The organism is Pseudoduganella sp. GW821-FHT11H04 (assembly GCF_058807935.1).
The window spans coordinates 1-25988 of record NZ_JBXARE010000017.1 but is presented as its reverse complement, the minus strand read 5'-3'; the positions used below and the strand labels follow the sequence as shown (position 1 = coordinate 25988).

General features: G+C 62.3%; 18 protein-coding genes. 13 read left to right on the top strand and 5 right to left on the bottom strand.

Going from position 1 to position 25988, the window contains the following annotated elements; all coding sequences use genetic code 11:
- The first annotated feature begins 41 nt into the window (after positions 1 to 41).
- The 3 genes from AC1RTP_RS25020 to AC1RTP_RS25010 are packed head-to-tail and all read left to right on the top strand — an operon-like array spanning position 42 to position 4550.
- Complete coding sequence (locus tag AC1RTP_RS25020; RefSeq protein WP_498611357.1) at positions 42 to 1052, top strand: patatin-like phospholipase family protein; 1011 nt, start codon at positions 42 to 44, stop codon at positions 1050 to 1052.
- A 9-nt stretch (positions 1053 to 1061) separates the two neighbouring features.
- Positions 1062 to 3011 carry a hypothetical protein gene (locus tag AC1RTP_RS25015; RefSeq protein WP_498611356.1) on the top strand — a complete coding sequence of 650 codons (1950 nt, stop codon included), beginning with the start codon at positions 1062 to 1064 and terminating at the stop codon, positions 3009 to 3011.
- 9 nt (positions 3012 to 3020) lie between these two features.
- On the top strand, positions 3021 to 4550 hold the full coding sequence (locus AC1RTP_RS25010; RefSeq protein ID WP_498611355.1) for an MBL fold metallo-hydrolase: 1530 nt from the start codon (positions 3021 to 3023) through the stop codon (positions 4548 to 4550).
- Here AC1RTP_RS25010 and gcvA read toward each other — a convergent pair.
- A complete protein-coding gene (gene gcvA, locus AC1RTP_RS25005) occupies positions 4537 to 5430 on the bottom strand; it encodes a transcriptional regulator GcvA (protein ID WP_498611354.1) in 894 nt (297 codons plus the stop codon). The genes AC1RTP_RS25010 and gcvA overlap by 14 nt on opposite strands.
- A gap of 113 nt (positions 5431 to 5543) precedes the next feature.
- Here gcvA and gcvPA point away from each other — a divergent pair, with 113 nt between their 5' ends.
- From gcvPA to AC1RTP_RS24980, 5 genes are all read left to right on the top strand, one after another.
- Positions 5544 to 6926, top strand: coding sequence for an aminomethyl-transferring glycine dehydrogenase subunit GcvPA (gcvPA, locus tag AC1RTP_RS25000; RefSeq protein ID WP_498611353.1), 1383 nt, complete (start codon positions 5544 to 5546; stop codon positions 6924 to 6926).
- Positions 6927 to 6931: 5 nt separating this feature from the next.
- The gene (gene gcvPB, locus AC1RTP_RS24995) at positions 6932 to 8509 is read left to right on the top strand and encodes an aminomethyl-transferring glycine dehydrogenase subunit GcvPB (protein WP_498611352.1); all 1578 of its coding nucleotides are present in this window, start codon (positions 6932 to 6934) and stop codon (positions 8507 to 8509) included.
- Positions 8506 to 9639: an ATP-NAD kinase family protein gene (locus AC1RTP_RS24990; protein WP_498611351.1), complete on the top strand. Its 1134-nt coding sequence runs from the start codon at positions 8506 to 8508 to the stop codon at positions 9637 to 9639. The genes gcvPB and AC1RTP_RS24990 overlap by 4 nt, the downstream gene beginning before the upstream one ends.
- Before the next feature lie 32 nt (positions 9640 to 9671).
- Positions 9672 to 12170, top strand: coding sequence for a TonB-dependent receptor (locus AC1RTP_RS24985; RefSeq protein ID WP_498611350.1), 2499 nt, complete (start codon positions 9672 to 9674; stop codon positions 12168 to 12170).
- An 85-nt stretch (positions 12171 to 12255) separates the two neighbouring features.
- Positions 12256 to 14475 carry an MGH1-like glycoside hydrolase domain-containing protein gene (locus AC1RTP_RS24980; RefSeq protein WP_498611349.1) on the top strand — a complete coding sequence of 740 codons (2220 nt, stop codon included), beginning with the start codon at positions 12256 to 12258 and terminating at the stop codon, positions 14473 to 14475.
- Here the strand turns inward: AC1RTP_RS24980 and AC1RTP_RS24975 are convergent.
- From AC1RTP_RS24975 to AC1RTP_RS24960, 4 genes are read right to left on the bottom strand one after another with little or no spacing between them, the layout of a single operon-like run.
- The gene (locus tag AC1RTP_RS24975; RefSeq protein WP_498611348.1) at positions 14411 to 15859 is read right to left on the bottom strand and encodes an amino acid permease; all 1449 of its coding nucleotides are present in this window, start codon (positions 15857 to 15859) and stop codon (positions 14411 to 14413) included. The genes AC1RTP_RS24980 and AC1RTP_RS24975 overlap by 65 nt on opposite strands.
- A 7-nt stretch (positions 15860 to 15866) precedes the next feature.
- Complete coding sequence (locus tag AC1RTP_RS24970) at positions 15867 to 16322, bottom strand: beta-galactosidase subunit beta (protein WP_498611347.1); 456 nt, start codon at positions 16320 to 16322, stop codon at positions 15867 to 15869.
- Entirely contained in the window at positions 16319 to 19306 is a 2988-nt protein-coding gene (gene ebgA / locus AC1RTP_RS24965; RefSeq protein WP_498611346.1) for a beta-galactosidase subunit alpha, read from the bottom strand. The genes AC1RTP_RS24970 and ebgA overlap by 4 nt, the downstream gene beginning before the upstream one ends.
- Before the next feature lie 2 nt (positions 19307 to 19308).
- Positions 19309 to 20088 (bottom strand): SDR family NAD(P)-dependent oxidoreductase, encoded by a 780-nt coding sequence (locus tag AC1RTP_RS24960; RefSeq protein ID WP_498611345.1) that lies wholly within the window; start codon positions 20086 to 20088, stop codon positions 19309 to 19311.
- Between the two features lie 186 nt (positions 20089 to 20274).
- On the opposite strand from AC1RTP_RS24960, the gene AC1RTP_RS24955 reads away from it, so the two are divergent.
- The 5 genes from AC1RTP_RS24955 (at position 20275) to AC1RTP_RS24935 (ending at position 25904) form a co-directional block, all read left to right on the top strand.
- Entirely contained in the window at positions 20275 to 21795 is a 1521-nt protein-coding gene (locus AC1RTP_RS24955) for a YifB family Mg chelatase-like AAA ATPase (RefSeq protein ID WP_498611344.1), read from the top strand.
- 68 nt (positions 21796 to 21863) lie between these two features.
- Positions 21864 to 24176: a TonB-dependent receptor domain-containing protein gene (locus tag AC1RTP_RS24950; protein ID WP_498611343.1), complete on the top strand. Its 2313-nt coding sequence runs from the start codon at positions 21864 to 21866 to the stop codon at positions 24174 to 24176.
- Positions 24177 to 24205: 29 nt separating this feature from the next.
- Positions 24206 to 24718: a hypothetical protein gene (locus AC1RTP_RS24945; protein WP_498611342.1), complete on the top strand. Its 513-nt coding sequence runs from the start codon at positions 24206 to 24208 to the stop codon at positions 24716 to 24718.
- A 69-nt stretch (positions 24719 to 24787) separates the two neighbouring features.
- Positions 24788 to 25138, top strand: coding sequence for a DUF1840 domain-containing protein (locus AC1RTP_RS24940; protein ID WP_498611341.1), 351 nt, complete (start codon positions 24788 to 24790; stop codon positions 25136 to 25138).
- A 19-nt stretch (positions 25139 to 25157) separates the two neighbouring features.
- Complete coding sequence (locus AC1RTP_RS24935; RefSeq protein ID WP_498611340.1) at positions 25158 to 25904, top strand: substrate-binding periplasmic protein; 747 nt, start codon at positions 25158 to 25160, stop codon at positions 25902 to 25904.
- The last annotated feature ends 84 nt before the right edge of the window (positions 25905 to 25988 follow it).

Below are 25988 nucleotides of genomic sequence, written 5' to 3'. Positions count from 1 at the left end.
TCCTTACGCCATGGGCAAACGCTTTCCTACGGAGGTGTTCCATGGCCATCACACTCGGCGGCGCTAGCAAGCGCATCGGCCTGACCTTGTCCGGCGGCGGCTTTCGAGCTGCCGCTTTTCATTTGGGCGTGTTCCGCCAGCTGCAGGCGCACCAGCTGCTGGATAAGGTCGACCTCATCTCTTGCGTCAGTGGCGGCAGCATCGCCGGCGCCTTCCTGGCCCTGAACTGGCACGATCCCAATGCACTCGACAAGCTGGATGAGTACCTCGCCACGCGTTCGATTGCCGTCGGCTCGGTGATCGGCGGCCTGCTCGATCCCTTCCATTCGCGCCTGGACAAGCTGGCCGATACGTATGCGGATGACCTCTTCGGCAGCAAGAAGCTGGGCGACCTGTCCGAGGGCCCGCGCATCTACCTGAACACCACCAACCTCGCCACCGGCAATATGTTTTCCTTTATCGCCGGAAGCAAGGGGAAGAGCGAGATGGGCGACTACGAACTGGGTTTTGCCGACGCCGCCAACTTCCCGATCGCGCGCGCCGTGGCCGCGTCGTCCGCCTTCCCGCCTGTATTCCCGCCCCTGCGGCTCGAGAAAACGGAATACGCGCCTGCCGCCAAGTGCGATTACGTCACCCTCAGCGACGGCGGGCTATATGACAACCTTGGCGTCAATCCCGGCCTGGCCGCGCTGAACGAGCTGAATTACCTGCTGGTCAGCGACGCCGGCAAACCCTACGCCATCAAGGTCGACCCGACGGAATCGAGCGCCCTGGTGCTGAAGGAAGGCCTGGACATCATGATGGAGCAGATCCGCGGCCTGCAGTTCGACCGCATGAAGCACCGCCACATGGCCAAGGCCGGCCCTTGCCCGCTGTGGTTCTCCATCGACAGCCATGATGGCGAAGCGATCGAGGGCGATTCAGTCTTCGCCTCCTCTATCGAGACCAACCTGAAGGCGCTCAACAAAGCCGAACGCGCCGTACTGGCGCGCCATGGAGCGGCGTTGGTGGCGGCCCGCATCAAGACCTGGGCGCCGGAACTGCTGCAATAAGGAGCCGCCATGTACTCCTCCGCCAGCAGCCAGGATTACAGCCAGAAGGCAATCGAGCAAGGCAGCAAGCGTCCGCCGTTCCGGCGCCTGCGCGGCTATGCCTTCGACCCGAGCATGTCGCTCAAGCTCGATACCGCGTCGATCAACCAGCGCATCTTCAACATCCCGTGGGAGAGCGAGCTGCAGCCAGGCCCGCGCGGCGAATACGTGGAAGTGGTGGACTTCGACCCGGCCAGCGATTGCTGGTATGAGCCGGTCGACCTGAATAGCCCCAACCTGCTGGCGCAGGACGGCCATCCTCCATCCGAAGGCAACCCGCAATTCCACCAGCAGATGGTGTACGCGGTGGCGATGAACACCATCTGCAATTTCGAAAAAGCGCTGGGGCGCCAGGTGCAATGGTCTTCGCACGAAGACGCCAGCAAGCACGAGGAATTCGTGCAGACCCTTCGCATCTACCCGCACGCACTGCGCGCAGCCAACGCCTATTACAGCCCGCAGAAAAAGGCGCTGCTGTTCGGCTACTTCCAGGGCCCGAGCGGCATGGTGTTCTCTTGCCTGTCGCAAGACATCATCGCCCACGAAACCACGCACGCCCTGCTCGATGGCATGCACCGCCGCTACCTGGACGATAACAACCCCGACACGCTCGCCTTCCACGAAGCCTTTGCCGACATGGTGGCGCTGTTCCAGCACTTCACCTTCCCGGAAGTGCTGAAGCACCAGATTTCCCGCACACGCGGCAACCTGGAAGCGCAATCCCTGCTCAGCGAGCTGGCGCAGGAATTCGGCGTGGCCACCGGCCGCTATGGCGCCTTGCGCAGCGCCATCGGCGAGATGGATGAAAACGGCGTCTGGCACCCGGTGCAGCCCGATCCGACGCGCCTGGCGCAGGCGCTGGAGCCGCATGAACGCGGCTCGATCCTGGTGGCGGCCATGTTCTCGGCCTTCATTGAGATGTACAAGCTGCGCAGCGCCGGCATCGTATCCTTGGCTAGCGCCGGCACCGGCAAGCTGCCCGATGGCGCGCTGCATCCCGTGCTGGTGGACGAATTGGCGTCAGTGGCGACCAAGACTGCCCACCACTTCCTGCTGATGTCGATCCGCGCCCTCGACTACTGCCCGCCTTTCGACATCACCTTCGGCGACTACCTGCGCGCCCTGGTCACTGCCGATTACGACATGGTGCCGGACGACCGCCACGGCTACCGTGTCGCGTTGATCGAATCCTTCCGCCGCTGGGGCATTTTGCCGGAAGGCCTGAAAACCCTGTCGGAAGAACAGCTGCGCTGGCCCTATGCGCGCATCGAACTGGCCGATGGCAGCTCCGACCCCACCAGCGTGCTCACCGGCCTGGCCAAGGAACTGAGTGGCCTGGTGCAGGACTCCCTGTACCAGCGCAAGCGCAGCCGCGTGTACGAAACGCTGCGGCGGGCGCGCATCCGCGCCCATGACTACCTGGAAGAGATGATCAAGTCCAACGACCTGTCGCGCTGCGATGAATTCATGCGCGTCACCGGCCTCGAACTGCACCGTAACGGCAATGTGGAAGGCCTGCGCTACGACAGTGACGGCCTGCCCAGCTTCGAAGTGCACGCCGTACAGCCAACCCTGCGCGTTATGCCCGACGGCGACATCCTGAAACAGCTGGTCATTTCGATCACCCAGCGCCGCCGCAAACTGCCGGTGGACCCGGGCCATCCCCTCATGGGAAGCTTCGACTTCCCCGGCGGCTGCACCCTCGTGTTCGACCTGGAAGGCGATATCCAGGACGACGGCGGCGTGATCCCGACCCTGCGCTACGCGATCAAGCGGCCGCTGAACGACGACAAGCGACTGGCCGCAGTGCGTTCCCACCGCAGCATGCGCTATGACGCCGGCGTGGCGCTGCGTTCGACCTACTTCAGTGTGGACGGCGACAGCGCCGAGCCGTTCTGCATGCTCCACTCCAACGAATAAGGTGCCGCCATGAATTCACCCACTGTTCCACCGCTGGCTGCCCGGGCCAAGACGCGCCCGCGCGCACCGCAGGCGGTCGCCGATACCCACCCGCACAAACAGGCCGCAAACGAAGCACGCCTGCGCATCCGCCTGTACCGCCATGGCCTTGGTGACTGCATCCTGCTGCGCTTTGCCAAGGAAGGCGGCTTCGATACCTACAACGTTCTGATCGACTGCGGCCTGATCACCGTGGCCGACAAGCCAAAAGAAAAAATGCAGGCCGTGGCCCACGATATCCACGAGGCCTGCAATGGCCATCTCGACGTGGTGGTCATGACGCACGAACATTGGGACCATGCCTCCGGCTTTCACACCTCGCAGGCGCGCGACGTTTTCGATTCGATGGAGATCGGCGAAGTCTGGTACGCCTGGACGGAAGACCCGCGCAATGAACTGGGCCAGCGCTTGCGCGCCGAACGCGCGGCCAAGGTGAATGCGCTGGCCACGGCCGTTTCGGCCTTCGAAAATTCCAATTCGCCCGGCATGCAGGAGCGCGGCGCGCAACTGGGCCGCATGCTCGGCTTCTTCGGACTCAAACCCGGCGACCCGCCCGGCGCCGCAATCGGCAGGACACGCGACGCCTTCGAATACCTGCAAGGCAAGCAGGATGTGAAGACGCGCTATCTGTCGCCAAAGCAAGGGCCGCGCACGCTGGATGGCGCGCCGAACCTGCGCGTCTATGTACTCGGGCCGCCGCCGGATGAAGGCCTGATCAAGCGCAGCACGCCGACCAAGACCGGCCGTGAAGTCTATGAACTCGCTTCGGAATTACAGCTGGCGAGCAACCTGGATGCCGCCTTCCTGCGCATGGGACCAAGCGGCGCCCCGCCCGATGACAGCTTTGATGATTGCCCCTTCGATCCTGGCTTGCGGCGCCAGGCGAATGCCGGCCAGCGCTATTCACCTGCCCTTGCCGACCTGGTCTCCAAAGTATGGCAAGCGCAAGCCGAGGACTGGCGCAAGATCGAAGAAGACTGGACCCAGGCCGCAGAAACCCTGGCCCTGAACCTGGACAGCCACACAAACAACACTTGCCTGGTGCTGGCGTTCGAATTTATCGATACGGGGGAAATCATGCTCTTCCCGGCCGACGCGCAGGTTGGCAACTGGCTATCCTGGCAGGACTTGCGCTGGAAGGTGGGCGACCACTACGTCACCGGGCCGGACCTGCTGTCACGCACAGTGTTCTACAAGGTCGGTCATCACGGCAGCCACAACGCCACCTTGCGCGACAAGGGGCTGGAGCAGATGACCAGCGAAAACCTGGTCGCCTTCATTCCAGTGTCGAAGAAGGAAGCCATCAAGAACCGCTGGATGGGCATGCCCTTCAATCCGCTGGTCGAGCGGCTGAAGGAAAAGACTTATGGCCGCCTGCTGGTGGCCGATGAAGAACGCCCCAGCGAAGCCAGCCTCGCCGAGCTCTCGCCTTCCGCCCGTAAGCTGTTCAGGGCCACCGTGGAAGAAAAGGACCTATGGTTCGAAGTCAGCCTGAAGTAGCTTCGTTACGCAGGAAGTCGGAGAACCACGCCAGCGCCTCATGCTCGCTGCGGCTTGGCCGCCAGCACATGTAGTAAGCCCCTTGCGCGCTGAGCGTCTGGCTGAAAGGGCTGACCAGGGTGCCGCGTTGAAGGTCGTCGCGTATCAGCACCATGCGGCCCAACGCGATGCCCTGCCCGTTCAAGGCCGCCTGCATCAACGCATTGCTGTCGTCGATCAGCGGCCCGCGCAGCGCCAGCGAAGGCGCCAGGCCGGCCTGCTCAAACCAGCGCTCCCAATCGTCACAACTGTCCTCGTGCAGCAGCGTGTAATGCGCTAGGTCGGTCGGAGTATTCAGCGGCGGACCATCCTTCAGCAGCGCAGGCGAACATACCGGCAGCAGTTCGGTGCCGAACAACTTTTCGCACTCCACGCCCGGCCACTTGCCATCGCCCCAGCGTATTGCCAGGTCGATGCTGTCGCGTCCCAAATCGGTATGCATCACGGTGTGCACCAGCCGCACTTCCAGCTCGCTGTGCGCCGCCAGGAAGCGGTCCAACCGCCCGACTAGCCAGCGCGAGCTGAAAGCCGGTGTCACAGCCACCGTCAGCCGCTTGCGCGCACGCCCCTCGCCTTGCGCCAACTGCGCCAGCACGCGGTCGATGCGGCCAAAGGCGTCGACCAGGCTGCGTTGCAAAATCGCCCCTTCGCCGGTCAGCGTAATGGCCCGCGTCATGCGCTTGAACAGCTTTATCTGCAATGCCTCCTCCAGCGTTTTGATCTGGTGGCTGACCGCCGCCTGAGATATGCACAATTCGTCGGCGGCACGGGTAAAACTCATGTGCCGGGCGGTGACCTCGAAGGTTTTCAACTGGCGCAGCAGACTGGATGAATGGACCACGTGGAACTCCATGCATAAGGTTTTCTAATGTATCACATGCAGACTGATCATTTGTCAACGTTATTTCGCGCCCCCAAGATCAGGCCATCCGACTCCGATCAACAGGACATGACATGGCCACACATCCTTACATTCCCAATTCCGTCCCCGCCGTGCGCGAAGCCATGCTGCGCGAAGTAGGCGCAGCCAGCACCGAAGAATTCTTTGCCGATATCCCCGCCGCCCTGCGCATGCAGGCGCCGCTGGCGATTCCCGCCCCCCACCTGTCCGAAGCGCGCCTCAAGCGCCATGTGGACGGCCTGCTGCGCAAGAACCAGCATTGCGGCGTGCAGCTTAGCTTCCTGGGCGGCGGCTGCTACCAGCACCACGTGCCGGCCGTATGCGACGAGATCAATGGCCGAAGCGAGTTCGCCACCGCCTACGCTGGCGAACCGTATGACGACCATGGCCGCTTCCAGGCGCTGTTCGAATACTGCAGCATGATGGGCGCCCTGCTGGAGATGGACGTGGTCAACGTGCCGGTCTACGACGGCATGCAGGCCGCCGCCACCGCCGTGCGCATGGCGGGCCGCCACACCGGCCGCCGCAGCGTCGTCGTAGCGGGCAACATCAATCCGGACAAGCTGTCCATGTTGCGCAACTACGGCCGCGCCGATGTTGATTTCATCATCGCGCCTTTCGATGCTGCCACCGGCCTGCTCGACAAGGGCGCGCTGGCGGGCTTGCTCGGCCAGGACACCGCAGCCCTTTATGTGGACGTGCCATCCTTCCTGGGCACCATCGACGACGGCGCAGCCCTCGCTGCTGCGGCGCATGCGGTGGGCGCCTTGCTCGTAGTTGGCGTCGACCCGCTGTCGCTTGGCGCGCTGGCGACTCCCGCCAGCTATGGCGCCGACATTGTCTGCGGCGACATCCAGCCGCTTGGCATGCATATGAACTACGGCGGCGGCCAGGGCGGCTTCATCGCCAGCCACGACGATCCGGCCATCGTCATGCAATACCCATCGCGCCTGTTCGGCATTGCGCCGACCAGCGTGCCCGGCGAATATGGCTTCGGCGACGTCGCCTACAGCCGCACCTCCTTCGACAAGCGCGAGAACGGCAATGAATTCGTCGGCACCGCCGCCGCGCTGTGGGGCATTACCGCCGGCGTCTTCCTGGCGCTTATGGGGCCACAGGGCATGGGCGAACTGGCCACCGGCATCGCCCAGCGCACCGCCTATGCCAAGCAGCGCCTGGCGTGCATTCCTGGCTTGCGCATCACGCATGGCGGCAGCTGCCACTTCCGCGAATTCGTCGTCAACTTCGATGGCACCGGCCTGCCGGTAGCGGCCATCAACGCAGCGCTGCTAAAGCAGGGCATGTTTGGCGGCCATGACCTGAGCGCTGACTTCCCTGCGCTCGGCCAGTGCGCCTTGTACGCCTTTTCCGAAGTCCACACGCAGGAAGACATCGACCTGCTCTGCGCAACGATTGAGAAAGCCATCCAACAATGAAATCCATGGAAAACATCGCATCCCATCGCACGCAGTCCGTGCGCCGCTACCACCAAGCGCGCTGGGACGAACCCGTGATCTTTGAATTGAGCCAACCCGGCGAACGCGGCATCCTGGTGCCGGAAGTGGAACCAGGGATCGCGCAGGCTGCGGGCCAGCCACTGGCAGGATTGCCGGCCTCCATGCTGCGCCAGCACCCGCCCGCCCTGCCGGAGATGTCGCAGAACCGCGTACTGCGCCACTACCTGCGCCTGTCGCAGGAAACCCTTGGCGCGGACCTCAATGTCGACGTAGGGCAGGGTACCTGCACCATGAAGTACAACCCCAAAATCAACGACCAGCTGGCGCGCCAGCCCGGCATGTCGGAACTGCACCCGCGCCAGCCCGACAGCACCGTGCAGGGCATGCTGGAAGTGATCGACAAACTGGAAGGCGTGATGCGCGAAGTCTCGGGCATGGATGCCGTGTCGCTGCAGCCGCGCGGCGGCTCGCAAGCCATCTTCGCCAATATGTCGATGGTGCGCGCCTGGCATGAAAGCCGCGGCGAAGAAAATCAGCGCGACGAAGTGATCACCACCATCTTTTCGCACCCTTCGGACGCCGCCTGCGCCAAGCTGGTGGGCTACAAGGTCATCACGATCTACCCTGATGCCGACGGCTACCCCGACCTGGCTGCGCTGAAGGCCGCCGTCTCGCCGCGCACAGCCGCACTGGTAATCACCAACCCGGAAGACACCGGCATCTTCAATAGCCGCATCCGCGAATTCGTCGACGCAGTGCACGCAGTGGGCGGCCTGTGCGTGTACGACCAAGCCAATGCCAACGGCCTGCTGGGCATTGCCCGGGCGCGCGAAGCGGGCTTCGATCTGTGCCACTTCAACCTTCACAAAACTTTCGCCACCCCGCACGCCTGCGGCGGCCCCGCAACCGGTGCGGTGTGCTGCACGGCGGAGCTGGCGCCCTTCCTGCCCGGCCCACTGCTGCGGGAAAAGGATGGCCGCTACCAGCTGGTGAAAGGCGGCGAGCAATCGATCGGCAAGATCAGCAGCTTTGCCGGCACGGCCTCCATCATGCTGCGCGCTTACGCATGGATCATGAACCTGGGCGGCGAGGGCCTGCGCACCGTGTCCGAGATTGCGGTCCTGAACAACAACTACATGATGCACGAGCTGCTGAAGATCGACGGCATGGCCGCGCCCTACGCGCCAGGAAAACGCCGCATTGAGCAGGTGCGATACAGCTGGGCCGGCCTGACCGAGGCCACCGGCGTGACGTCGGAGGAGATCGGCCTGCGCGCCGCCGACTTCGGCGTGCACTACTGGACCAGCCACCATCCTTACGTCGTGCCGGAACCCGCTACCATCGAGCCGACCGAATCCTACTCGCGCGCCGACCTTGACGAATTCATCGGCGTGATGCGCCACATCGCCGGCGAGGCACGCAGCAATCCGGGTGTCGTCAAGACCGCGCCGCATAACTGCCCGACCCACCGCGTGCAAGGCGAAGTGCTGGACGACCCTGAACGCTGGGCCATTACCTGGCGTGCCTACCAGCGCAAGCTGGGCGAGCGCGGACTGGCATGAAAGTAGGACTGGTGGTCAATCCCCTGGCCGGCATCGGCGGACCGGCCGGGCTCAAAGGCTCGGACGGCGCCGCCTGCGTGCAAGCCGCGCTGGCATCGGGAAGCCTGCCGCAGGCGCAGGCGCGTTTGGCCACCATGTTCCAGGCTTGCGGCGAAGCGGCCCACGCCATCGGCTGGTACACCGCCGACGGCGACATGGGGCTGGCCGCGCTTCAAGCTGCCGGCCTGCAAGCATGCGCGGTGGTGCCGGTGGCATCACCAACGCAGGCGTCCGACACACGCCGCGCCAGCCGCATCCTGGCTGGCATGGGAATCGACCTGCTCCTGTTTGCCGGTGGCGACGGCACCGCGCGCGATGTGCTGGACGGCGTGCGCGACGCTGGCCTGGCCTCCAGCCTGCCGGTATTGGGCCTTCCCGCCGGCGTGAAAATGCAGTCGGCGGTCTTTGCCAACCATCCCACAGCGGCAGGAATGCTGCTGCGCCAGTTGCAGCAAAACGGCCTGGCCCTGTGCAGCGACGCCGAAGTGATGGACCTTGACGAAGATGAGCTGCGGCGCGGCGTGATCGCGCCCCGCCTGTACGGCTACCTGCAGCTGCCGCAAGTGCCATCGCTGACGCAAGGAGGCAAGGCGCGCCACGTCAGCGGCAGCGGGGCCCAACGCCTCGCCATCGCGCAAGGATTTGCGGAAGAAATGGATGCCGGCTCTCTCTATTTGGTCGGCCCGGGCACCACGACACAAGCCTTGCTGGCCGTGCTGGGTGTCGACGGCACGCTGCTCGGTGTCGACGCCGTGCTGGGCGACGGCACCCTGATGGCGCGCAACGCCACCCGCTTCGAACTGGAAGACCTGGCCAAGCAATGGCAAACGCCGCTGCACCTGGTGCTGTCGCCAATCGGCGGCCAGGGCCTGGTGCTGGGACGCGGCAACCAGCAGATTTCACCACGCCTGCTGCGCGCAGCAGGACGGCGCGGCGTGCATGTACTGGCGCCGCCTGACAAGCTGGTATCGCTGCATGGAGGCGTACTGCGCATCGACAGCGGCGACGCGCAACTCGACGAAGAATTCAACGGCTATCTGCCGGTGACGACTGGGTACCGGGAACAGACCATGTGGCCTGTCTCGGTGTAGCAGCAATCATGACAATAAAGAGGAGAAACCTGATGAGACAAAAGAAAGGGCTGACCATTTCGGTCGCCACCCTGGCCCAGGTGGCGGCCATGCACAGTGCGCAGGCTCAAGCGCAAACGCAAGCGACGCCCGATTCGCCGATGCAGGAGGTGGTCGTCACCGGCACCACCGCGAAGAACCGCACCAAGCTTGAATCCTCGGTCGCCATCACCACGGTGGACCAGGCCAAGCTTGAAAAACTGGCGCCGCACAGCCTGGCCGATTCGCTGCAGCAGGTGCCCGGCCTGTGGGTCGAAGCCTCCGGCGGCGAGGTGTCGAACAATGTGTCTCCGCGCGGCCTGAGTGGCGGCGCCGCCTTCCAGTTCATCAGCCTGCAGGAAGACGGACTGCCGGTGATCTACGACGGCGAACTGGTGGACGTGCTGCTGCGCGAAGACGTGACCATCAAGCGCTTCGAAGCGATCCGCGGCGGTACCTCGGCCATCCTGTCCACCAACGGACCGGCGGCCATCGTCAACTTCATCAGCCACAAAGGCACGCAGACGCCGCACGGCGAAATCAAGGTCACCGCCGGCGACTACGGCATGGTGCGCACCGAAGGCGTCTACTCCGGGCCGATCAACGAGGACTGGACTTATGCGGCAGGCGGCTACTACCGCCACGGCAAAGGCGTGCGCCCGATCGGCATGACCGCCGACCATGGCGGCCAGTTCCGCCTTAACCTCACGCGCCGCTTGGCCGGCGGTGAGCTGAACTTGTCGGCCAAGTACGTCAACGACCACAACACATTCTACCTGCCGATCCCGCTGACCAATCCGTCCAAGCCAACCGGCGTACCGGGCGTGGACCCGCATTTCGGCTCGCTGGATGGCCCGGACCTGGCGATCATCAAAAACCAGACGACCAACGGCAATATCGAAACCAACCTGCACACCGGCTTCCACGTGCTGGCGAAGGTGCTGGGGGCAGACCTGCAGCATGACCTGGGTGGCGACTGGTCCTTCCGCAACAACGCGCGCTACACCCGCTACGACGTGGCGCCGCACTCGGTCTTCAATGGCCCGAACAGCTACCTGGTCCGCGCCGGCAACCGCCTCGACCCCGATCAGTCCAGCGACGTCGCCGCGCTGCTGCAGCGCTTCGGCGGCACTGCCAAATTCGCCTACGCCGGCACCGGCCAGGTGATCGCCGATCCATCGACCCTGAACGGCAACGGCTTCACCACCGATGCTGTGGCTGAAACCCGCTTCCGTTCCCTGGGCCACTTCGTCGACAAGCTGTCGCTGACGAATGAAAACGACAAGAACAGCTTCACCGCCGGCATCCTGTTTGCCAAGCAGAAGCTGTATGACGACTCCGACTATGGCGCCCGCATCATCACCGAAGTGCGCGACCAGCCGAAGCGGCTCGACATCGTCGCCGTCGATGGCAATAACAACATCCTCGGCTACCTGTCGGACAAGGGCGTTCTGCGTAACGGCTACTTCTACGAACGCCACAAGGGCGACATGAATTCCACGTCGCTGTTCGTCAACGATGAATGGAAGGTAAGCAAGAACCTGCGCCTCGATGCCGGCGTGCGCTACGAAATCGCCCGCTACGACGTGCAGGATGAGAACGTGCTGGCCGCAGGCGACGACCTGCCGGGCAACAGCCTGACCGGCGGCGCGATCATTCCAGGCGCCTTCAATCCCGATGGCAGCGACAAGGACAACATCATCGCCAACAACTACATGCGCCGCGCGGGTACCGGCGAATGGACGCGCAAGAAAAAGACGATCAAGGAGTCCTCGTACACCGCGGGCTTCAATTACGCCTTTAACGACCATGTGGCAGCCTACGGTCGTTATGCTAGCGGTACCAACATGCCGACCCTGTACAGCACCGACAGCTTCGTCGACGGCGCCAGCAGGCTCAGTTTCACGGAAGCCGGCGTGCGCTATATCTCGCCGTTCTGGACTACCTCGGCCACCCTGTTCCACACCAAGTTCGACAACCTGTCCTTCGGCGAAACCAACCAGGCTACCGGCGACTTCCGCCAGGTCTTCGTCAAGACGCTGTCGACCGGCGTCGAACTGGAAGGCATCGTCAATTTCCACAAACGCTTCTCGCTCGAGTACGTGGCCACCATCCAGGACGCCACCATCAACGGCATCGATCCGGATGCCGAAGAAGCCAAGCAAAACGGCAACCAGGTAATGCGCACGCCAAACACCCAGGTGCGGCTGATCCCGACCGTGCACTTCGACTTCGGCGATATATTCCTGGTGTACAGCCATATCGGCAAGCGCTATGCCGACTTTGAGAACGCGCTGGAACTGCCGTCCTACCACGTGCTCGATATGGGCGCCGAGTTCAGGATCGACAAACACTGGAAGCTGAACCTGAAGGTGAACAACATCACCAACGAGATCGGCCTGACTGAAGGCAATCCGCGCAGCGGCTTTAACCAAAGCTCTAACGGCAGCCTGTTCTACGCACGCCCTATCCTGGGCCGCAACGCAACTGTTTCGTTGTCCTACCGCTTCTGATGCGGCTTGGCCGGGCGCTCCGCGTGCCCGGTCTTTTTACTTTAGCCGTGTTACCCTTCCCCCCACCCCGATTCGATTCCCGCCTATGTCACCAGCTTTCCGTAAGCTGCTGCTGGTCGCAGCATGTTCCGCAGCCTGGGCTGCGCAAGCGCAGTCTCCATCCATCAACCGCTACGGCGTACCGTCCGCCGTGCGCGATTTCGACGCCGAGCAAAACCAGCGCTTCAACCCAATGTTCGACGCCGGCAGCTGGCACGGCTACCTGCTGCCGGACAAGCCGGAATTGGCCGGCGCCTTCAGCGGCCCGCTGGTGGTGGCGGAAGAATACAGCCTGTACATCGCCCCCGCCCTTGAACGCCTCGAACTGTCCGACCGCCGCACAGGCCGTAGATTCAAGCCGGAACAGGCCCGCTGGACAAGCACCGCGCGGCCTGGCGTACTGCGCCAGCGCCTGGTATGGCCCGGCTTGCAACTCGACGTGGACCTGCATTTCATCAGCGCCAGCAAAGCCCTGGTGCGCTATCGCCTACACAACACTTCCGGCAAACCGCTGTCGCTGCGCGCACACTGGCAAGGAGACCTGATGGCGCAATGGAACAAGGAAGGTACGGTCGCCGATCGCCAGCCAGCATGGAACCCAAAACTGGCCAGCGACGCTGGCGGAATAACAATCAGCTTCGGCAAAGTGCGCGACGCCGGCAATGTAATGACCAGCGGCCATTCGCGTTACCGCATCGAGCGCAGCGTACGAGCGCAGGACACCGTGTACGGCGCCCACTACGACAGCAGCGCCGACTTGCCATTGCTGGCAGCTGGCCGCCGTCAGACCATCTATGGCGCCTACAGCTACCATCTCAACGAGATTGACGCGAACGCTATCCTGTCGCCCCCCGCCCAGCTTGAACAGGCCATCGCCGCCAACCAGCGTCGTTGGGCCGCATGGCAATCCAGGCTGCCGGCCTCACCGCTCGCCACCAAGTCGCTGGAAACCCTGGTCGGCAATTGGCGCGCGCCGCGCGGCGCCATCCTCCACGACGCGATGGTCCCATCCACCACCGCGCGCTGGTTCAATGGCGCCTGGACCTGGGACACCTGGAAGCAAGCCTACGCATTGGCCGCCATCGTTCCATCTCTCGCAGCCAACAATGTCCGCGCCCTCTTCGACTACCAGATCAAGTCCAACGACCCGATTCGCCCGCAAGACGAAGGCATGCTGCCCGATAACGTCTTCTACAACAAAGACGCCTCGCGCGGCGGCGACGGCGACAACTGGAATGAGCGCGACACCAAGCCGCCGCTCGCCGCATGGGTGGTCTGGGAAATCTACCGCCACTCCCATGACCGTAGCTGGCTGCAGGAGATGCGCCCCAAACTAGAAGCCTACCACCGCTGGTGGTACCGCAACCGCGATCACGACCAGAACGGCCTCGCCGAATACGGCGCCACCGTACATCCAATGCACAAGGGCGACACCGACCAGCTGCGGCATGCCGTTCAGCAAGCGGCCGGCTATGAGTCTGGCATGGACAACGCAGCTCGCTTCGGTTTCATTGAGCCCGCAGCGCTGCAACGCTACGCCGACCGCACCCATGGTGGCGATCTTGCTGCCGCAAGCCGCGACTGGCAAGTGAACGTCGTCGAAAACCGCGACAGCCAGGGAAAACTGGTCGGCTATTCCCTCGATCAGGAATCGGTCGACCTGAACGCCTTCCTCTATCGTGAAAAACTGATACTGTCAGATATCGCAAAGGAGCTCGGCGAACAATCCGCCGCGCGCAGCTGGAGCGAGCAGGCAGCGCAACTGCGTGGGCTGATCAACCGCAGTTTCTTCGACGCGGCCAGCGGCTTCTATTACGACCGCCAACTGGGCGGAAAGCTCCTCACCATGCGCGGACGTGGGCCCGAAGGCTGGACCGCCCTGTGGGCCGGCGCCGCCGAGCAGCAGCAAGCCGACGCCGTGATCGCCAAAATGCTGGACCCGACAGAATTCGCCACGCCGGTGCCGATGCCAACTGCCGCAGTCTCCAATCCTTCCTACGCGCCGGACATCTATTGGCGCGGCCGCGTATGGCTGGACCAGCTCTATTTCGGCGCTGTCGCCATGCGCCGCTACGGCCACGGCGCCGAAGCCGACGCCATGGCCGCACGCTTCACGGCCGGCGCGGAAGGCTTGTTGGGCGATGCCCCGATCCGGGAAAACTACAACCCGGTATCAGGCCATATGCAAGGCGCCACCAATTTCAGCTGGAGCGCCGCGCACCTGCTGATGCTGGCACGAGAGGCTGGCTCGAAGCCTGCAAATTAACCAGGCTGCGCTCGTACTGGCGGTACTTCCACATAGCCCATCCCAGGAACAGGACCACGCCGCCGACGTTGTAACCCAGCGTGAGCAGCAAGTCCTGCCCTGCCGGGAAAATCGCAGCGATAAAAGCCAGCCCTGAAAACGCCAGCAATACACCGGAAACGGCCAACCCCATGCGCCGCGATCCCATGCGGAAGTCGCGCGGCAAATGATCCAGCCGCAGACGCAGGTGAAAATAGGCCGCCATGATCACCAGCGGCGGCAACAGCGCAGTCGCCGCCGTCATATTGATTACGACATTGAGCAACTGGTTCACATTCGATGATCCCATTGCAGGAATCACCAGCAGCGGCACAACTACGAAAAACTGAATCCACGCCGCGCGCTCCGGCATATCGTGGCGATTGAGCGCAATCGCACGCTCGCCAAAGATGCCCTTCGGGATTTCCGAGAACAGCGCCTTGACCGGCGCTGCAGTCCACACCATGAGCGTACCGAAAGACCCGAGCAGCATCACCGCACCAATCAAGCGGTTCAGCAGTAGCGGCGGCGCCGAATGATGCTCGCCCAACGCGCCGAACACCTGGAACACCCCCGAGGTATAACTGAGTTTCGACGCCGGCACATACAGGTTGATCACCAGCGCCGATACCGAATACAGCGCTCCAATCAACAAGCCGGCAAATATGATGGTGCGCACAAAGGTCCTTGCGCCGCCGCGCACATCGTTCAGGAACACCCCAACCGACTCCGCTCCACCCGCGGCGAACAGAATCCATGCCATCGCCCCCATGAAGGACCAGCTGAAAGCCGGCGCCATCGCAGTTGCTGTCACCGGCGTCGCAGGAACTGCCCCGCCGATCCAATCGTATGCGCTCAAAGCCACGAAACCGAAAGCCATCGCCAACACCAGCGTGCTGCCGATGGAAGTCACACGTCCTACCCATGCAGCGCCCTTGGTAGACACCCAGGTAGCAAAGGCGAACAACAGGATCGACAGCAGCACCGCCACCAGCGGCGAGAACTGCACTTCGTAACCCAGCCAGGCATACGACGAATACACCAGGATATTCGGCAGCACCGATGTAAAGTAAAACAGGTTCACGAACCAGTAGCAGTAAGCACCGACAAACGCCCACTTGTCGCCCAGTGACGAGCGTATCCACTGGTAGATGCCGGACTTGGCATCTTTATTCAGGCTGACGAATTCCGCGATGATCAGCACGTAGGGAATAAAAAAGGTCGCCGTCGCGAACAGGAAGGCTGGTACCGCAGCCGGCCCGATCGCGATATTGCTATTGACCACATTACGAATGTTGAAGATTGCTGCCACTGCCATCGATAGCAGCATGAAGCGGCCAATCTGGGTGTTACTACGGTTCGCCATAGTCAGCTCACTTATTGTGGAATGTCGCACCTTCTATCGTGACCATCAGCAGCATTTTGCGAAGGTGGTCGGCGCCCAGCGGCTTGTAGGCGTAATCGTTGTCGAAGATCAGCAGCTGTCCCGCACTGGAGGTATGCCGCAGCGCTTCGGCGCCGCTAAAGGTCTCCCGGTCAGTCTCGTCGCTGTAAGCCGACTGACGGTCCAGCGCCACCTTTGGTGCATAGGCCACCGTCTCCTCGCCGGACAGGTAGTAGTGAATTTCCACATAGCGCCGGTTGCCCGTAAAGCATGTCGCAGGAACGCTCCGCCCATCGACCAGCCGGTAGACCAGCGAATCGCCGATGGAATGGCAAACATCCGGCTTCAACGCCGCCAAATTGTCGATCGCCTCGATGCAGCGCCGCCACTTTTTGGCGGAGTGGTAGCGCTGGCGGAATTCGTCCACGCTGTTCACGATAATCACGTGCCATCCTCCCCATTCAGCGGCGAAAGTTCAAGGCTGTAGCTGAACTCCTCCAGGTACACGCGGTAGGAATCGAGCACTTCCGAGCCCCAGGAATTCGAACCGAGCCCGCTCATTTTGTGATCAAGGTTCACAGTCCAGTAATCGTCTTCACGCAATTCATTGTCATGCCGCGTGCCCGCTATCTGCGCGGCGCTATAAGGCCAGATGCTGAAGTGCATTCCATCCGCGTCAAGCGCATCGATGCGCAATCCCTTGCCATGCGCATCGCGCAGCATTGCCCACTGCACCTCCATGCGATTGCCGTTATCCTGCGGCTTCGGATAGTGCTCGAACATGTCTGCGGCATTGGCGCGGTAACGGTCCACGATATTGCACGCCTTGCTGTCCGGGTAGTTCTCACCCGGACCACGGCCAAAGTATTCCACCTGCTCCAGCTGGCGATGCAGCCCGAGCGTCATGCCAATCTTGGGGACCATGTCGCGCATGCCGCCGTACGGCGTGCCGGACAAAGTAAGCCGCACGCGGCCCGCGCCGTCGATCAGGTAGTGATAGCGGCAACGCATGCCATAGCCCAGTACCGGCGGTGCAATCTGGCAGTCAACTACAACTTCCACCTGTTCGCCGCTTTGACGCACCTGCATGCCGCGCATATGCTCCTGCATGATGTCCAGGTGCTGGGGCAGCCACAATGCCTCGTTTTCCTGCTTATGGTTATCGATGCATGGCTTGTAGAAGGCCAACTGTGGCGGGCGCGCCAGCAACGGCATGCCATGTGTCGACCACTCCTTGAACTTGCCCGTCAGCTTGCAGAACACCATCTGGAAGCCTGAGCCTTCAACAAGGTAATCCAGGCGGCGCTCCAGCACCACCGGCGGCGCCTTGCCGACCGCCGTACGCGCATGCAGCACCGCAGCAGCGGGCAGCGCAAACTGATACGCCGCCAGCTCATGTCCTGCCGCGCAGTAGGCGGTGGCCTGTTCGCGGATCACATGCACATTCAAGTGGCGTGGTCCGCTGGCCTCGGGCGGAACGCAGATACGGATTGCTTGCCGCTCGCCTGGCGGCATCGGCGGTAAAGGCAGCCGCTCACGCCTTAGCACCTCGCCATCTGCCTTCGTCTCCAGCAGCAACGTAATACCTTCAAGACTGCTGAACCAATAGCGGCTCTCCACTTCCAGCAGCCCTGCTGCGGCATCGATCGCACGCACCTTCACCGGCGCGATCACCTGCTTATACTCGCGCAGGCCCGACCCCGGACGCTGGTCAGGATAGATCAGGCCATCGCAGCAGAAATTGCCGCTGTTCGGAAAATCGCCATAGTCACCGCCGAAGGCGTAAAAGGGCCGCCCTGCCACCTCCGGCCGCAGGATCGCGTGATCGCACCACTCCCACAAATAATGCCCCTGAATGTGCGGATGGCGATCCATCACCGCCTGGTATTCGCTGAGCCCTCCCGGTCCGTTGCCCATCGCATGCGCGTACTCGCACAGGATGCGCGGCTTATCCATCGGGTACTCGCCGAAGGCATTCATCATCTGCACTCGCGAATACATGGTGCTGACAACGTCGCACACCTCCGCGTCGCGATCCTCTTCGTAGTGGAGCAAGCGCGTCGGATCGATCTCGCGGCAACGCGCCGCCATCGCGCGGATATTACAGCCATAGCCGGACTCGTTCCCCAACGACCACATGATGACGGAAGGATGATTCTTCTGCGCGTGCACATGGCGCTCGATGCGATCGACAAAGGCAGATTCCCATGCCGGATCGTCCGTAATCTGGTTAAGGTTGCCAATGTTGACGAAACCGTGGGTTTCCACATCCGTCTCAGCCATCACGAACAGCCCATACTGGTCGCACAGTTCGTAGAAGCGCGGATCGTTTGGATAGTGCGCCGTGCGCACCGAGTTGATATTGTGCTGCTTCATCAGCACAATGTCCTGCTCGGCACGCGCCATCGTCACAGCACGGCCGCGCAACTGATCGTTGTCGTGGCGATTCACGCCATGCAGCTTCAGGTAGCGGCCGTTCACGTACATCAAGCCATCGCGTACCTTTACTTCGCGGAAGCCGACTCGCAGGGGCACAACTTCCAGCAGCTCCCCGCTGGCATCGTACAGACTTATCTCCAGCCGGTACAAGTAAGGATCTTCCGCGTTCCAATGACGCGGCGCCGTCACGTCCACCTCCCACGCCAGCGCGTCGCCGCCGCCGTGCAGCAGCTGCCGAGCGCCATCAAAAAGAGTCCATTCGACACGCCAGCCCGTGTTCGCCGACACGGCGATCGCGCAGGATAGGCGCGCATCGCGGCAAGCTTCGTCGAAGCGCGTTTGCACGCACACGTCCTGCAAGTGGATAGCGCCTTTGCCAATCAGGTAGACATCGCGGAAGATGCCGGCGGTCCACCACATATCCTGGTCTTCGAGATAGCTCGAATCGGCCCATTGCAGTACGCGCACGCTGAGCAGGTTCTCGCCATCAACCAGCAGCGAGGTGATGTCGAATTCCGCAGCCAAACGGCTGCCCTTGCTCATGCCGGCATAGCTGCCGTTGACGTAGATCTCGAAGTAAGTCTCCACGCCATCAAAGCGCAGGATCGCTCGCTCGCCGTGCCATTCCGGCCCCAGCGTCCAACGGCACTGATAAGCGCCGGTCGGGTTGGATGAAGGCACATACGGCGGGTCGACAGGAAACGGCATGCCATCGTCCGTGTACTGCAAACGGCCGTGGCCCTGCATCTGCCACATGCCGGGAACCTCAATCGGGCCCCAGCCCTCCATGTACTCGCTGTAGAACTGCGGAGGCACCTCCAGCGGATGGCCGAAATACGCAAAGCGCCAGGTTCCGCTCAACGACAGGAAGCGGCGGCTACGCTCACGCTCAAAGCTGCGCGCTGTCTCGGCATCTTCGTAGGCAAAGAAATAGGCGTGCGGAGGCAGCCGGTTCTCCTCCAGCAACTGGGGGTTCTCCCACTTGTTCACGGTTACGCCGATCCGGCCAGGCCGCCGCCATCCACCACCAGCGCGTCGCCGGTAACGAAGGAAGAACGATCGGAAGCGAGGAACAGTACGGCCTGCGCAATCTCCGGCGGCTGGCCGACTCGCATCAGCGGCCGGCTCGCCCCCGCAGCCACCAGCGCATTCTGCTCAAGCCCAAGCTGGTGCGCCTCGTTGCGCAGCATCGGCGTATCGGTATCGCCCGGGCATACGCAATTGACGCGGATGCCCTGCGGGCCGTGGTCGACCGCCATTGCCTTGGTCATGATCACCACCGCGCCTTTGGAGGCGCAATAGGACACCGCATCCTTGCCGCCCACCAGGCCCCAGCCCGATGCGGTATTGATAATGCTGCCGCCGCCTTGCTTCTGCATCACCGGCACGGCAAATTTAGACATCAGGAAAATCGATTTGACGTTGACCGCCATCACCTGATCCCATTCCTGCTCGGTGGTGTCGATCACGTTGGCGCGGCGCGTGATGCCGGCGTTATTGAACAAGACATCCAGGCGGCCATAGTGCGACACTGCCGCAGCCACCGCCGCCTCGCAGTCGGCGGCTTGCGCGACATCGGTGCGGATGAAGGAAGCGCGCGCACCGGCTGCGGTGAGCGCCGCCACCGCGACCTCTCCCGCAGCGCTATCACGGTCGGCGATCAGCACCGTAGCGCCTTCACGCGCAAACAATTCCGCCGTGGCGCGCCCAATGCCGGATGCGCCTCCCGTGACTAAAGCCACCTTGCCTGCCAGTTCGCCGCTCTGCTGCATTTGCCGTCTCCAAATTATGTGTTGTGCCTTATGTTGCTCTCATTTTGCCTGCAATGACAAATGAAACCTCCGAATCGCATGCATAAGCTGAACTAATGCGAAACCTGCCCGCGCCAAAGTTTGCGCCGCCTCAAAGGGAAAGCAGCCCGCTGCCCCTACGATGACTGAATCCCGAGGGAGGAAGCCATGACCTTAGCCGTCATCAAAAGCCGTGCGCTGGCCGGCATGCAGGCCCCGGAAGTCAGCGTTGAAGTCCATCTTGCCAACGGACTCCCGGCATTTGCTGTCGTCGGCCTTGCCGAGACCGAAGTGAAAGAGGCACGCGACCGGGTGCGCGCCGCCATCACCAACGCCGGCTTCGATTTGCCCCAGCATCGCATTACCGTCAACCTGGCCCCGGCCGACCTGCCCAAAGAATCCGGGCGTTTCGACCTGCCCATCGCCATCGGCATCCTCGCAGCCTCCGGCCAGATTCCATCGGCGGGGCTGGAGCATTTTGAGTTTGCCGGCGAGCTTTCCCTGACCGGCGACCTGCGCCCGATCCGGGGCGCGCTGGCCATGACATACGCCATGCAGCGCTCCCCCGGCGGCCACGCGCGCGGCTTCATTCTTCCCATGGCCAATGCCGACGAAGCCGCCCTGGTCGCCGACGCCGCCGTATATCCCGCTTCAACGCTGTTGCAGGTGTGCGCCCACTTCAGTGCAAATTCCGACGGCAATTTCGCCTTGGCCCGCCACATATCGCGACCAATGCCCCTGCCGCCGGCCGTCCCCGATTTCGCCGACGTGAAAGGCCAAGTCCTCGCCAAGCGCGCCATGGAAGTCGCCGCCGCCGGCCGCCATTCGGTCTTGCTGGTCGGCCCGCCGGGCGCCGGCAAGACCATGCTCGCCACCCGCTTCGCAGGACTGCTCCCGCTGATGACGGACGACGAAGCGCTGGAAGCAGCCGCCGTGCAATCGCTGATCAGCGGCTTCACGGTAGAGGGCTGGAAGGTACGCCCGTTTCGGGCACCCCACCATACGTCCTCCGGCGCAGCACTTGTCGGCGGCGGCAGCGTGCCCCGCCCCGGCGAAATCTCTTTAGCTCATTGCGGCGTCTTATTCCTTGACGAATTGCCCGAATTTGACCGCCGCGTACTGGAAGTTCTGCGCGAGCCGCTCGAATCTGGCCGTGTCACCATTGCACGCGCCGCGCGTCATGCGGACTTCCCCGCCCGCTTCCAGCTGATCGCGGCTATGAATCCCTGCCCTTGCGGTTACCTGGGCCATCCTGCCCAAACCTGCAAGTGCACGCCAGACCAGGTCCTGCGCTACCAAAGCCGCATCTCCGGCCCGCTGCTGGACCGCATCGACATGCAAATTGAAGTCGGCCCGGTGCCGCCGGACATCCTTCAAGCAGACGCCGTCGGCGAACGCTCCGATGCGATTGCCGCGCGCGTAAACGCCGCCTTTGAACGCCAGCTGGCACGCCAGGGAAAATCCAACCAGCAGCTCACACCGCGCGAGATCGACCGCTTCTGCAAGCCCGATGCGGCCGGGCAGAACGCGCTGCGCGCCTCCTTGCACAAAATGCAGTGGTCCGCGCGTGCCTATCACCGCGTGCTGCGCCTGGCGCGCACCATAGCCGACCTGGACGGCCAAAAGCAGGTCGGCGGTAAGCATGTATTGGAAGCAGTCCAGCTGCGACGCGCCCTCCAGCAACCTTAAGTTTCAAATGTAAGATCAGGTAAAGGCGCGGTTTTCGGCTGGTTTTGTTGGCTAGAATTGCCGGCACCATGACTACCCACTACCGTTACGCGCGCTACAGCGCCGGCTCTCTCATGATCGCCCTGTGCTGCGCCAATGCCGCCGCACAAACCCAGCTTACCCAGCCAGCCAAGGCCGACGCCCAGCCAGCCACGGTAAAAAAAGACGCCCCGCCCGAAAGCGGCGCCTCCATCGCCAGCGTCACCGTGGCCGCCGAGCGCCCGACCAACCGCATCGACCGCCAGGTTTATGACGTCAAGTCCGACGCCTCGAGCAGCAACAGCTCCGCCGCCGATGCCTTGAACAATGTGCCCTCCGTGAATGTCGACCCGGACGGCTCTCTGACTTTGCGTGGCAGCAGCAATGTGCAGGTCTACATCGACGGCAAGCCTTCGGCCATGCTGCAAGGCGACAATCGCGGCCCTGCGCTGCAAGCGATTCCCGCCGACGACCTTGAATCGGTGGAGGTGATCAACAATCCCGGTGCGCAGTTCGGCAACGAAGGCGGCGGCGGCCCGATCATCAACCTGGTCATGAAGCGCTCGCGCCGTCCCGGCGGCTTTGGCGTCGCCAATGCAAACTACGGCACCGCGGGTCGCTACAACAGCGCCCTGTCCGGCACCTACAACGAAGGCCTGTGGGGCTTCCAGGGCGGCATCAACGTACGGCACGACGGCCGAAACTCCACCGGCGAAACGGTGCGCGAGCGCATCGATCCGCGCGACGGCAGCCTTTCGCATAGCGACCAGCAATCGCAATCGAACGGCTTGAATGACAACGCGGCGATGAATGCCGGTCTGACCTACAACCTCGGCACCAACGACACGCTGGGCGCGCAAGTAGCCTACTCCCATCGCACCAACAACGCCCATTCCACCGACAACTACCTGTCGAGCGATGCCTACGATGTCATCACGGACAATTACCTGCGCAGCACCGAGCGCGAAGGCGAAAGCAAGAACTACTCGTGGACCGCGCGCTGGGACCACAAGGGCTCCGATCCGGGCGAAACGTTCAAGATGGACTTGCGTGTTTCAACCGCCACCAACGATTCCGACAGCGCCTACCGCAACAGCTATGTGGTGCGCCCGCAGTTTGGCAACCTGCAAGACAGCTCCCAGCAAAACCGCAACAAAACGGAAATCATCGACTACACTGGTGACTACGAGGCGCCGATGTTCGGCGGCGTGACCAAGCTCGGATACAAGATCGTCCAGACGCGCAACGATTCGAGCATCGACTACACGAATATCGACCCGATCACACAGGAAGGTTCGCCCAACGCGCTGCGCAGCAACGCCTTCGACCTGAAGGAAACCATTTACGCAGCCTACGGTTCCTACCAGATGCGCCTGAACGAAGAATGGGGCCTGATGGCCGGCCTTCGCGCCGAGCATACCGAGATGGAGATTGACCAGCTCACCAGCCAGGTCGCAGCAGGCAACAGCTACACCAATCTGATTCCAAGCTTCTTCGCTACGTACAAGCTCGATGACAAGTCGACGCTGCGCTTCGCCTACGCCCACCGCCTGCGCCGTCCGAACGCACAGGACTTGAACCCCTTCGTGGTCTATCGCGATGAATTGAACGTCTCCTCCGGTAATCCAAAACTGAAACCGGCGCAAACCGATTCGTTCGAACTCGGTTACGAGACGCGCTTGTTCGGCCTGGAGACCAACCTGCGCGGCTACTTCCGCGACGAGACTGATTCGATCCTGGACCGCAAATACTTCATCAGCGATACGGTGCTGCTCACAACACGCGAAAACGCCGGCAGTACGCGTTCCGGCGGCATGGAATTCACCATGACCGGCAAGCTGATGCCTACATTGACCGTGAACCTGAGCGGCAACGTGGCGCGCTTCGAACAGAACGTCATTGAAATGAATGGCGACCATGCCAGGCGCACGGCATCTTCATTAAGCGGACGCCTGCGCCTTAACTGGCAGGCCACCGGCACCGACATGCTGCAGGCAGCCGTACAGGCGCAAGGCAAGATGCTGACCGGCCAGGGCTATCGCGAACCAAACACCACGCTGAACCTGACCTGGCGACACGCCATCACCCCGCAACTGGCCCTGATGGTCAACGCCACCGACGTCTTCAACACCAACAAGATTACCACCGTTACTGACACCTACGCCCTGCGCGAGCAATCGACGCGCCGCTTCGATGGCCGCATCGTCTATGTTGGTCTGTCCTACCGCTTCGGGGGAACAAGCGGCATGCATCGCGAAGCTGGACCTGAAGGACATCCTCGCGGGCCTGGCGGCATGCATGGCCCGGGTGGCCCTGGCATGGGCCCACCGCCTGGCGGCGGCATGGGCCCCAGCGGAGATTAAGCTCACCCCGAAGTGCTACCATTCGGGGTATGAAGAAACCTCCCCTGAACAAAACCTGCGCCGCCCTTCTGATGGCCGGCGCACTTGCTGCTTGCAGCCCTAAATTCGATTGGCGCGATTTCCGCAGCACCGACGCACCTTACACCGTCATGCTGCCGGGTAAAGCCGCCACCCACACCCGCTCCGTCAACCTCAACGGACAGGAAGTGAAGATGACCATGTCCGCAGCCGAAGTCGACGGCACATTGTTCGCTGTCGGTACTGCCGAGCTACCGGACGCCGCTAAAGCCGCACTCGCCGTTCAAGCCATGAAAATTGCCATGGTGCGCAATATCAGCGGGACCATCACCAAGGAAAGCACCAAGGACGGCGCCTTCGACGTCGAAGCCCGCGGCATTGGCCAGAATGGCGCCCCGCTCGCCATGCACGGCCGCTTCCTGGCCAAGGATAAGCGCGTCTACCAAGTGGTCATCCTGGGTAATCAGAAACATTTTGATGCGGATACGGTTGATACATTTTTGAGTTCGTTTAAATTGTATTAAGAGGCACGACGCGCGCGACTGCAACCGTGCTATCGTATTAGCACATCAACAAACTACGGGAAGCGCACCATGTTGATCAAATTCAAATCCATTTCGTCGCCGGAAGTCATGATGGCTCACGAGCATGTCGAACGCATCATGGACCTGCTGCAGAAGAGTCCCACACGGGGCGTCATCACAGCAGCGGAAGCTTCCCAGGCCCTTCAACTGCTGGAGAAAGAAGTTGCTCTCAGCAAACTGCATCCGGAAGTCGATTCCGAACACGCATCACATATGCCCAGCCACGCCCTGCCGGACCAAGACGGCGATTCGGAATTCGGTGAAATCGAGAAGGTAGGATTCGCGCAGCGTGCATTCCCCTTGCTGGAAATGCTGCGTGCCGCCAAAACCGGCGGCTACGATATCGTTTGGGGTGTTTGAAGACGCAAGCCAGACGATAATGCTCCTTCGCCGCCAGACTGCAAGCAGGCTGGCATTGGCCGTCCTGCTGCTTGCCGCCGCCACTCCCGCCTGGCCGGAAGAGGCGGCGCGCCATGTGCGCCTGTGCATAGGCGACGTCGAGTACCCACCCTACACCCTGCGTAACGGCAAGGGAACCTTGCAGAACCTGCTCAACCAGGCCGCATCCGCCGTCAATGCCCGCATCGACTGGCATTGGCTGCCAGTCCGCCGCTGCAACGAAGGCCTGCGTAACGGGACGATGGATGCAGGGATTACTGCCCTCTATCCAGAAATTCTCCCCTTCATCGCCTACCCCACGCGCGATGGCAAGCCGGACGAAGCGCTCGCGTTGACCACTGCGCGTTTCATGATTTACAGGCGCACTGGTTCTTCGCTGGACTGGAATGGGGAGAGCATTTCCGGTCTGGATAAAGGCGCGGTGGGTTATTACTCCGGCTTTATTGTCATTGGCGAAAAGCTGAAACAGCTTGGCATTCGCTACGACGATGGCGCCAAGTCCCTAGAGCAGAATCTTCAAAAACTGGTGCATGGCCGGCTTGATGCCGTCATCGCATTGGAACAGGAGGCGCAGCCACTGGTCGAAAGCCGTTACGCAGGCAAGGTCGAAATGCTTCCCCCCCCTTTCAACACCGTTCACGGCTATCTGGTGTTCTCCAAGCCATTCCATGCTGGCCATGCTGAGCTGGCGCAGGAAATCTGGCGCGCAATGAAAAAAGCCCGCTAACACACGTTAGCGGGCTTTCAAATAAGAGCCTGACGATAACCTACTTTCACACTGGTTGCAGCACTATCATCGGCGCAAAGTCGT

Excerpts from the sequence above, each read along its gene's own strand:
- AC1RTP_RS24940 (WP_498611341.1), top strand. The coding sequence starts at position 24,788 with ATGTTGATCAAATTCAAATCCATTTCGTCGCCGGAAGTCATGATGGCT.
- AC1RTP_RS24975 (WP_498611348.1), bottom strand. The coding sequence starts at position 15,859 with ATGGCGAACCGTAGTAACACCCAGATTGGCCGCTTCATGCTGCTATCG.
- AC1RTP_RS24955 (WP_498611344.1), top strand. The coding sequence starts at position 20,275 with ATGACCTTAGCCGTCATCAAAAGCCGTGCGCTGGCCGGCATGCAGGCC.
- AC1RTP_RS25015 (WP_498611356.1), top strand. The coding sequence starts at position 1,062 with ATGTACTCCTCCGCCAGCAGCCAGGATTACAGCCAGAAGGCAATCGAG.
- AC1RTP_RS25010 (WP_498611355.1), top strand. The coding sequence starts at position 3,021 with ATGAATTCACCCACTGTTCCACCGCTGGCTGCCCGGGCCAAGACGCGC.
- AC1RTP_RS24980 (WP_498611349.1), top strand. The coding sequence starts at position 12,256 with ATGTCACCAGCTTTCCGTAAGCTGCTGCTGGTCGCAGCATGTTCCGCA.
- gcvPA (WP_498611353.1), top strand. The coding sequence starts at position 5,544 with ATGGCCACACATCCTTACATTCCCAATTCCGTCCCCGCCGTGCGCGAA.
- AC1RTP_RS24945 (WP_498611342.1), top strand. The coding sequence starts at position 24,206 with ATGAAGAAACCTCCCCTGAACAAAACCTGCGCCGCCCTTCTGATGGCC.
- AC1RTP_RS25020 (WP_498611357.1), top strand. The coding sequence starts at position 42 with ATGGCCATCACACTCGGCGGCGCTAGCAAGCGCATCGGCCTGACCTTG.
- gcvPB (WP_498611352.1), top strand. The coding sequence starts at position 6,932 with ATGGAAAACATCGCATCCCATCGCACGCAGTCCGTGCGCCGCTACCAC.
- AC1RTP_RS24935 (WP_498611340.1), top strand. The coding sequence starts at position 25,158 with ATGCTCCTTCGCCGCCAGACTGCAAGCAGGCTGGCATTGGCCGTCCTG.
- AC1RTP_RS24985 (WP_498611350.1), top strand. The coding sequence starts at position 9,672 with ATGAGACAAAAGAAAGGGCTGACCATTTCGGTCGCCACCCTGGCCCAG.
- AC1RTP_RS24960 (WP_498611345.1), bottom strand. The coding sequence starts at position 20,088 with ATGCAGCAGAGCGGCGAACTGGCAGGCAAGGTGGCTTTAGTCACGGGA.
- AC1RTP_RS24990 (WP_498611351.1), top strand. The coding sequence starts at position 8,506 with ATGAAAGTAGGACTGGTGGTCAATCCCCTGGCCGGCATCGGCGGACCG.
- AC1RTP_RS24950 (WP_498611343.1), top strand. The coding sequence starts at position 21,864 with ATGACTACCCACTACCGTTACGCGCGCTACAGCGCCGGCTCTCTCATG.